Source organism: Bacillus sp. JJ664 (genome assembly GCF_036962205.1).
Classification (GTDB): Bacteria; Bacillota; Bacilli; order Bacillales; family Bacillaceae_G; genus Gottfriedia.
This window is the reverse complement of record NZ_JBALMS010000060.1, coordinates 1-8,645: the sequence shown is the minus strand read 5'-3', so window position 1 is coordinate 8,645 and position 8,645 is coordinate 1. Positions and strand designations below refer to the sequence as shown.

The following is an 8,645-nucleotide window of genomic DNA, read 5'->3' as shown; positions in this document are numbered from 1 at the left end:
TAATATTAACAGAGCCTAAAAATAAAGGATGATGGAGCAACTCCGTCGACTTAATCTTACAAAAGTTGGTACTTCATTTTTAAAAAGTAAATTCTCGTAGAAATTAATAAACTATATCTTTACTTAAATATAATAACTCAATATAGATAAAAATCCTTCTATTCATTATAACAATAAGTCCAAATGATCCCCTACTAACATTTTTTCTTCTAATGGATAAAGTCAATAAACTTTATTAATAAGTATTCGACTTTGGTAGTTGAATCTAAACAAGGCAATCAAACCAATTTTTATAACTATCAATTTATTTAATGATTAATATACATATTTGCAGATTGAATGATAAATAATATATAAATATATTGGTTTAAAAGGCAGGTTCGTGAATGGGTCGCTTAGGAGCAAAGTTAAAAAAGATTTTCTTACAAAAAGATACTGATTTTGTTAAAGTACCTAACAATCAACAATTGAATCGTCATCCACAAGCTTCTAAAGACGATACTACTATATTGAAAGCTAATAATCATGAGAAATTTACAGATGCTTCTTACGAAAAAACAATTACCGAATTAGGGAATGGTTTTGACCTTGTACATCGTTCATTCAATCAGGATGAAATTCAAATTATATATTTAAACTCATTGGTAGATTCTCAAACTTTAGAATGGGAGATTCTTTCACCATTAAGAGAAAAGAATTTCAATATTTACGATAAATCTTTTCAACAATCTCTGTATAGACTTGAAAACAATCAAGAGAAAGTAATTAATGAGATATTAGACGGTAATGTTGCGATGTTCTTTGGAGATAATACATTCTTAATAAGTGTATCAGGCTTTGAGGAACGTGCAATAGCACAGTCTGAATCAGAAACTGTCATAAATGGGCCACATGATTCATTTAATGAGGCACTTCATACGAATGTCTCATTGATTAGAAGAAGAATCAGAAGTCCTCGCTTAAAAATGATTAAGTTATCTGTTGGGGAAATTTCAAAAACTAAAGTTGTATTAATCTATATTGATGGAATTGCAAAAATGGATATTGTGAATCATCTAAAAGCGAGAATTCAATCTTTAAAAGTTGATTCCATAACAGACTCCAACGTTTTGATTCAAATAATAGACGATCATCAAAATTCGCCATTCCCACAATTTTATACGACCGAAAGACCTGATATTGCTGTATCAAAACTATATGCTGGTAAGGTCATCGGTCTTGTTGATGATAGTCCAAACATTTTCTGTACTCCCTCTACTTTCTTTGATTTTTTTGAGTCACCAGATGACTATAATCAGCGTTGGATCATAGGAACAGGCGTAAGAATATTGCGATACATGGCTTTATTTATAACATTAATCCTAACTGCTTTTTATGTTTCCATTTGTACCTATCATTACGAAATGATTCCACAGTCCCTACTTCAAAGTATCATGCAATCTCGGAGTAAAGTCCCTTTTCCACCTATTGTTGAAGCTATTTTTTTGGAAATAGTTATTGAACTTCTTAGGGAGGCGGGTGCTAGACTACCCACAAAAATTGGTCAAACAATCGGTATTGTAGGCGGTATTGTCATTGGCCAAGCAGCAGTTGAGGCTGGAATTACTAGTAATATCTTAATCATTGTTGTAGCAGTATCGGCCATTGCTTCATTTATTGTCCCAAGTTATATTATGAGTTCTTCCATTCGAATCATTCGGTTTCTATTTATAGCAATGGCAGGATTTATGGGGAATATTGGGATATTTTTCGCATTAGGTATTCTAACCATCCACTTAACAGGGTTAACAAATCTATCTTCACCATATTTTATGCCGATTTCTCCAACCTTCGTAAAAGATTGGATGGATAGTATTGTGAGAGGACCTTACTATAAAATAAAAAAAGGTCAACCAGCGATGCAAAATGATGGTGAAAAAGAGAGGAATTAGTGGTGATCTTATGAAGGAACGACTTCATCCATTTCAACTATCAATTTTAATCTATATGATACAAAATGGTCTTGTTTTATATAGTTTACCTCGATATACTGCCGAATATTTTGGAACAAATGGCTGGATTAGTATCATTTTCATTTTCGTACTCGTTAATATAAATATATTGATGATTGTGTTTATTTATAAGCTTGGTAAGGGAAGGTCAATTTTTGAAATCATTGACACGACAGTTCCCAAATGGATCATGGTGCCCTTCTATTTATTTATCATTTGTGTTTGGATTGGAACTGCAAGCATGATTATGAGATTATATATTTTCATATTTAAGATGATGTTTTTTCCAGCTTTACCAGTCAGCCTATTTATCTTTTTCTTTATTTTACTTAGTTTTCAATTGTTAAGAGGCGGACTCTACAAGATGACTAAAGCAATTGTGGTTTTATGCGCAATCGTGCAACCGATGCTGTTTTTACTTTTTTACCTTGTTCCAGAATTTGAATTTGCACGTTTTACAACTTTCTTTTTTAAAGGTGGAACAGATTTTTTTAAGGGAGCACTCCATGTTTACACAGCTTTTTTAGGTATTGAGGTTTCCATCCTCTTTTTCCCTATGGTAGAAAAAAAATGGACAAAGGCCCTTTTTATTGGAAATTTACTGACGTCAGTAAGTTATATCCTTGTCACCGCAACTTGCTATGGTTTTTTTAGCTTCAATCAAATTTTGAATGATATAATCCCAGTTATGACATTGTTTGAATATACAGAAGTAAGTTTCCTTTCACGAGCAGAAAATCTTTGCTTTTCCGTATTTGCATTCAAAATATTATCAATAATTGTCATCTATTTCTGGGGAGCCCAGCAATTTTTAGGAAATATGATGAAAAAGATGAAGCCTAATGTTTGGATATTATTCATACTTGCATGCGCATTTATACTTGCAATGCTCCCAGATTCCATAGTGGATGTCGAAAAGTGGTTAAACCGGCTTAGTTATTGTGCAATTGGAATAGCTTGGGCATTACCGCTCTTTGTATTATGTATTCTTTTTATTCAAATTTTTAAAAACCTGATTGATAGGGAGACGGATCATGCAAAATAAAATTCCTGTAATGATCGTCATATCTTGTTTATTGTTAACAGGTTGTGGAGGAAGTAAAATAATTGAAGATTTAGCCATAATTGAAGCAGTTGCATTTGATCAAACAGATAGTAACGATAATCCAGTAAAAACAACTGTCCTATTCCCCACTGTGTCTAAAGAAGGTATGTCTGGAACTCAGTTTCTAACTGCAAATGGAAAATCTTCTCATGAAACCTTCATAAACCTTCAAAATTTAACTAATTTAAAGCTTGTTGGTGGACAGAGTACGATTCTCTTTGGGGAAGAACTATCTAAAAAAGGACTTTTCAACATTGTTGAGACACTTTCAAGAGATCCAGAATTCGGAACTCGCGTTAAACTTGCGATCGTTGAGGGAAAAGGTGAAGAACTTCTAAAAAAGAAGATTCCCTCTATTCCAGATAATGCTGAATACCTTTATACATTCATGGATAAATTAGGCACTCAAACTAGCATTTTAAATACTGATAAATACCGTTTTTCAAGAGATTATTACGACGATGGTATTGATCCTGTTTTACCAGTTTTTACTTATGAACGAGACAATATCGAATTAAAGGGATTGGGTACTTTTAAAGGTGACCAGTATGTTTCACTCTTACCTTTAAGTGAAACACATATCCTTAACTTATTATGCGGGAACGTTCATAATGGCAGCTTGATGATCAATATGGATGATAAAAAAACAAGAAAAACGAATCAACTATTTTTAAGTGATATCACATCGAAAAATGATAAAAAAATAAACATGAGAAAAAACAAGACAGTCGAGTTCATAGTTGATTTAGAGGGAAGCGTCCTTGAATACACAGGGACACTGGATATTAGTAAGGAAAAGTATCAAAGGCAATTGGAAAATCAAATTGAAAATTACATAAAAACAAATGCAAAAAAATTGTTAATCAAATTACAAAAAGACCAAACTGATCCTTTAGGAATCGGTACATTAATCCGTAATCATTCATCATATGAAAAATGGAAGAAGATGAATTGGAACCAGACCTATTCAAAATTGAATTATAAAGTAAATGTAAAAGTAGATTTAATTAATACTGGAAAATCAAAATGAATCTAGAAAGAATTAATTAACAACCCTAAACTATAGTCAACAAAAATAATTGAAAAAAATAGGCTGCCGAGATATACTCGACAGCCTTTGTTTCATTGATGTTCACTATCTTTTTTTTATGATGCAGGTTCAATTTTCGTTGCTATATAACCTGTGCCATTCCATTCAAGAAACACGCGATATTTTTGTGACCCTTTTTCTTTTGCAGAGACTGTCCCAACTGATCCCCCTGGGTTGCTTTTATCGCTCCCTAAAAACCAAACAGTCATATTACTTTGATCTATTCCAGTGGAAGTTGCGATTGTCTGTAGCATATCCTGCCAATCTTGAGAACTAGAATCATAGTTTGTAACATGCTCCATTCCAGTTTGTTCAGGAGTTTCCGGAGCAATTGTAGAATCTGCCAGTGAACTATCCGATGTAGAATCCCCTGATACTGCATCACTACTTGATTCATCAATTTGAGTTTGATCTTCTGACGCTGTGTCCTCACTTGTTTCATCTTCTGTAGAATCCTCGTTTGCAGTTGGCTTTTCCTGATTATCGGTTGAGGCTTGCGTACTTTTTTGGGATGCATTGTTATCATTTGATGAAAAAATCGAAAACGAAACAAATACAATCAGTATAAGTCCTATTGCAATTGATCCAATTAAAATCAATTTGTTTTTTTTTCTTTTTGCTCTAGATGTTGCACGTGAATTTCCATTATTCAACATAACCACTCTCCCAAATCTGAGAATGTCAAAATTCTACCATGTGTATTGAAAAACTTGAAGTATTTCTCACAAAATTAACCATTTCGTAATACAACTGATAAACTCATTTAAATTTAGCTACTTTGTATTAGAAGATCATTTATGAAATAATTGAAGTAAGTGTCGCTACAGTAATTCAGAAAAATGGAGGTAAATTAAAATGTCAGACAACAACCAAATTCATTCAGCTAAATTGCACTTTATGCTAAAATCTACTCCCCCAAGAACAACTTTTCAACAAGACATGTCAGATGAAGAACGAACTATCATGGGAAAACATATAGCATATTGGACTGACAAGCAAAATCAAGGGATTGCTCTAGTCTTCGGTCCTGTAAGAAATCCTACATCACCTCATGGAATTGCTATCATAGAAGTTGAAAATGAAGATGAAGTCCCAAAACTAATCTCAGAAGACCCTGCTGTTATGGCTGGAATTATGACGACAGAGTTTCACCCGATGCTGGCAGTGCTTCCTAAACATAATTCATGACTAGGTAATTTTAAAAAGAGAAATGGATCAGTATTTTGCTGATCCATTTTCTTCATGTATAGAAAATACTATTATTAGTGTAAGTTGAATTAGAGAAATAAAATTAGTTTAAGGCCACAATATGTTTTTTAACCACCTACCTCCATCAAGGTAATATCTTAATCTTATATGCTTACGATCTTCATTTGCCTGCCAGAACTCTACTTCTTTTGCAACTACTCGATACAATGTCCACGAAGGAAGCACTAAATTTGGGTTGTAATGTAAATGTTCAATTTGTTTATTTACTATCTCAACAAATTCACTTTCCGCTTTTAAAATCATACTTTGTTTACCAGTCAAAGCTACTGCACGAGCTATTGTACCTCGTTCAAAAAAATCTTGCGCACTTAATTCTTTTTCCATTTCAATTGCTTTTCCACGTATTCTTATTTGTCTTCCAATTATTGACCAATAAAAAGTCATAGCAACGTTAGGATTACTATTTATTTGTTTGCCTTTTTCACTTTGTGAGCTAGATGCAAAATACCACCCGTATTGATCCATATCTTTTATTATTAAAACCCTTGCATCTGGAAACCCATTTTGGTCAATTGTTGAAAGTGTCATTGCATGTGGTTCATGTACATTATAATCTAAAGCCAATTTAAACCATTCCAGAAAAAGTTCATCTGGACGTTCTGACGCATTGTTAATATCAAAAATTGGAAATGGTCCATTAAGTGTTTTACTTTTTTTAAAAACTTTCCTAATGTCGTCCATATAGTTCCTCCGATTAATTTACTAACTATATTTAATTAGAGATTCTGCATTTTTTTCTACAAACCTGTTAAATCGTAAAAAAAAGGGAGCTGTATTGCCCCCTACTTCTTTGGATTATTTCCTATTTACATAGCTATTAATCTTANNACCTAGAATATTGCCAAAATTGATAGAACTAAACATATTAGAGAACAACCAAATAAAATTAAAGCTCTTTTAAAACTCCTCCGAATTTTGATAGCGTAAGCAGAAAAGAAGATAGCCGCTGCTAATTTGGAGCAACTTTGCAAATAAGCATGGTTCGAAAAAATTGAACTACTAAATAAAATCGAAGCAAGGAAAGTAGTAGAGATTAACACTTTGAACCACAATGGCTCATTCATAAAAGCTTTAATCATAAATTTTATCCGCTGCACAAGGGTATAACTCCCTTCAAAAGATAGCTAAATTCATTTATACATATGTTATTATTTTAATTTTCATACAAAAAAGTCGATCTACTATGTTAAGGACCGACTTTTTTCATATCTTATTGATTCCATTACATTTAAACTCTATCAAACTAAATTTAGGATATCAATTGGTTTGTTTAATACATAATCAGCTTTTTCAAAACCTTCCGTTGTCTTTGAACCCCATAATGCAAGTGCGAATTTTACACCAGCACTTTTTGCGCATTGCATATCATATATAGAATCCCCTATGTATATAGCATGATCATTCGTAACTTCTAATTTTGCTAAACAAGCTACTAGTGGATCAGGATTCGGTTTATGCTTAGCGGTATCACATGCACAAATTATATGTTCAAAGTAACCATTTAAACCAAATGGTTCGAATCCTTCATTTAAATCTTTCTTCGTTTTCGAAGTAACGATTCCAAGTTTTAAATTTCTAAGTGATAATTCTTTTATAACTTCTTCTATTTCTTCAAATACGGTTACTTCATGTAAGAAATCTAATTCAGCTTTAGACCATTTTGGATGAACTTCTTCTATGTTAGATACATTTAATTTCTTTAAAGATTCTTTACCTGGAATTCCTAAGGCAAATCTTAATTCATGTAATTGATATTCTTTATTCAGTTCATCCTTTAAAACCTTTTGTAAAGATTTAAGTACTATTTGCTCTGTATCCAAAATTGTACCATCAATATCAAAAATAATAGATGTTACCAAAATAATTCCCCCTATTTTTCTTATTGATTTGCTATGATTACTTCAACACCGTGCTCTATCATCATGTTATTTAAATCATTAGGTAGTTCTTGATCCGTAATAAATGTATCAATTGATTCAAGTGTTAAAGCTTTATAGTTCTGTCGTTGGTAAAACTTGGTGTGATCTGCCAATAAAATAACTTGATCAGCATGCTTTATTAATTCACGCTTAAAATGAATATCTTCCTCAAAAGCATAATAAATACCCTCTTCTGTAATACCCACAGCACCAATAAATACCTTATTAAAATGATAATCTTTTAGTTTTTCAGTTGTAGAATATCCAGTAACATGTCTAGTGGATTTATTTAATATTCCACCTAAAAAATGAATTGTCGCATCTTCAGATTGCGCTAATGTATAAGCACTATCAATCGAATTCGTTACAAAAGTTACGTTCTTTGATGTTACATATTGGGCGATAAAATTTACTGTAGTTGAAACATCTAAGTAAATCATGTCATTACTCTCGATATAATTCGCTGCTTTCATTCCAATTATTTTTTTAGTTTCTAATTCATTAAGTGAACGCTCATGATAATTATCAATTTTCTTATGAAAAGTTGATAAAGCTACTCCACCATAAGTTCTAACCACTGCTTTATTTTTCGAAAGTTTTACAATATCTCTTCTTGCAGTATCACGTGAGATATTATACATATCACACATTTGTTTAATGTTCATTGTTTTATGAGTTTCTAAATAATTTAGGATACGTATTAACCGTTCGTCTTGATTCATTAGTAACCTCCTCTTTTACATTATAAGTCATATTAAGCGATTATGTAAGTTGTTTTAAGTAAAAATAAGATTAATACTTATTTTTAATAAGTTATATTAAGTAAATAGTAATTGTACCCTTAGATAAATTTCCAATACTTTCCCCCCTAATAATCGCTATCTTTTTAGGAAACTTCCTTCATACATAAAAAAAGTCGCATTTGCGACTTAGATCTGTACTACCTATGAATAGGTTAGCTATAAAAGTTACCTTCTAAAGTCTTCTAGCGATTTCTTCCCATTTCCATTCAAAAAATCTTTCATTAAATGATTAGAAATCGATAATGCCTCTTCTCTACTTTTAGCTGGTGCAGAAATCATTATCCCATCACCAGCACTCCATCCATTACTCCCTTTTGACTCTTTTTCAAATATTAAGATGGTAAACTGACTAAAGTCATTACCTATATAGAGAGTCCCATAGGTAGTAAAGTCTAGCCAATTTGAATCATTATTTAAGATGATTAAACCATTATTTTCTTCATTGAATACAATTTCTACTTTTTTATG

The 8,645-nt window shown here is 31.9% G+C and carries 9 protein-coding genes; 4 read left to right on the top strand and 5 right to left on the bottom strand.

What is annotated here, in order from left to right; translation table 11 throughout:
* Nucleotides 1-386 precede the first annotated feature (386 nt).
* From V7056_RS11085 to V7056_RS11075, 3 genes are read left to right on the top strand one after another with little or no spacing between them, the layout of a single operon-like run.
* Nucleotides 387-1,931, top strand: coding sequence for a spore germination protein (locus V7056_RS11085; RefSeq protein ID WP_499701910.1), 1,545 nt, complete (start codon nucleotides 387-389; stop codon nucleotides 1,929-1,931).
* A 10-nt stretch (nucleotides 1,932-1,941) separates the two neighbouring features.
* Nucleotides 1,942-3,036 (top strand): GerAB/ArcD/ProY family transporter, encoded by a 1,095-nt coding sequence (locus tag V7056_RS11080; RefSeq protein WP_499701908.1) that lies wholly within the window; start codon nucleotides 1,942-1,944, stop codon nucleotides 3,034-3,036.
* Nucleotides 3,026-4,126: a Ger(x)C family spore germination protein gene (locus V7056_RS11075; RefSeq protein WP_499701906.1), complete on the top strand. Its 1,101-nt coding sequence runs from the start codon at nucleotides 3,026-3,028 to the stop codon at nucleotides 4,124-4,126. The genes V7056_RS11080 and V7056_RS11075 overlap by 11 nt, the downstream gene beginning before the upstream one ends.
* Nucleotides 4,127-4,242: 116 nt before the next feature.
* Here the strand turns inward: V7056_RS11075 and V7056_RS11070 are convergent, their stop codons facing one another.
* A complete protein-coding gene (locus tag V7056_RS11070) occupies nucleotides 4,243-4,842 on the bottom strand; it encodes a DUF1510 family protein (RefSeq protein WP_499701904.1) in 600 nt (199 codons plus the stop codon).
* A gap of 199 nt (nucleotides 4,843-5,041) precedes the next feature.
* Between V7056_RS11070 and V7056_RS11065 the strand changes: the two genes are divergently transcribed.
* Nucleotides 5,042-5,374, top strand: a complete 333-nt coding sequence (locus V7056_RS11065) for a YciI family protein (protein WP_499701902.1) — start codon at nucleotides 5,042-5,044, stop codon at nucleotides 5,372-5,374.
* Between the two features lie 108 nt (nucleotides 5,375-5,482).
* Here V7056_RS11065 and V7056_RS11060 read toward each other — a convergent pair whose 3' ends face one another.
* From V7056_RS11060 to V7056_RS11045, 4 genes are all read right to left on the bottom strand, one after another.
* Complete coding sequence (locus tag V7056_RS11060) at nucleotides 5,483-6,136, bottom strand: pyridoxine/pyridoxamine 5'-phosphate oxidase (RefSeq protein WP_499701900.1); 654 nt, start codon at nucleotides 6,134-6,136, stop codon at nucleotides 5,483-5,485.
* A gap of 557 nt (nucleotides 6,137-6,693) precedes the next feature.
* On the bottom strand, nucleotides 6,694-7,314 hold the full coding sequence (locus tag V7056_RS11055) for an HAD family hydrolase (RefSeq protein ID WP_499701898.1): 621 nt from the start codon (nucleotides 7,312-7,314) through the stop codon (nucleotides 6,694-6,696).
* 20 nt (nucleotides 7,315-7,334) lie between these two features.
* Nucleotides 7,335-8,096 (bottom strand): DeoR/GlpR family DNA-binding transcription regulator, encoded by a 762-nt coding sequence (locus V7056_RS11050; protein WP_499701896.1) that lies wholly within the window; start codon nucleotides 8,094-8,096, stop codon nucleotides 7,335-7,337.
* Nucleotides 8,097-8,342: 246 nt separating this feature from the next.
* A partial coding sequence (locus V7056_RS11045; protein ID WP_499701894.1) for a hypothetical protein occupies nucleotides 8,343-8,645 on the bottom strand: 303 nt, incomplete at its 5' end.

Excerpts from the sequence above, each read along its gene's own strand:
- V7056_RS11075 (WP_499701906.1), top strand. The coding sequence starts at position 3,026 with ATGCAAAATAAAATTCCTGTAATGATCGTCATATCTTGTTTATTGTTA.
- V7056_RS11080 (WP_499701908.1), top strand. The coding sequence starts at position 1,942 with ATGAAGGAACGACTTCATCCATTTCAACTATCAATTTTAATCTATATG.
- V7056_RS11050 (WP_499701896.1), bottom strand. The coding sequence starts at position 8,096 with ATGAATCAAGACGAACGGTTAATACGTATCCTAAATTATTTAGAAACT.
- V7056_RS11085 (WP_499701910.1), top strand. The coding sequence starts at position 387 with ATGGGTCGCTTAGGAGCAAAGTTAAAAAAGATTTTCTTACAAAAAGAT.
- V7056_RS11065 (WP_499701902.1), top strand. The coding sequence starts at position 5,042 with ATGTCAGACAACAACCAAATTCATTCAGCTAAATTGCACTTTATGCTA.
- V7056_RS11070 (WP_499701904.1), bottom strand. The coding sequence starts at position 4,842 with ATGTTGAATAATGGAAATTCACGTGCAACATCTAGAGCAAAAAGAAAA.
- V7056_RS11060 (WP_499701900.1), bottom strand. The coding sequence starts at position 6,136 with ATGGACGACATTAGGAAAGTTTTTAAAAAAAGTAAAACACTTAATGGA.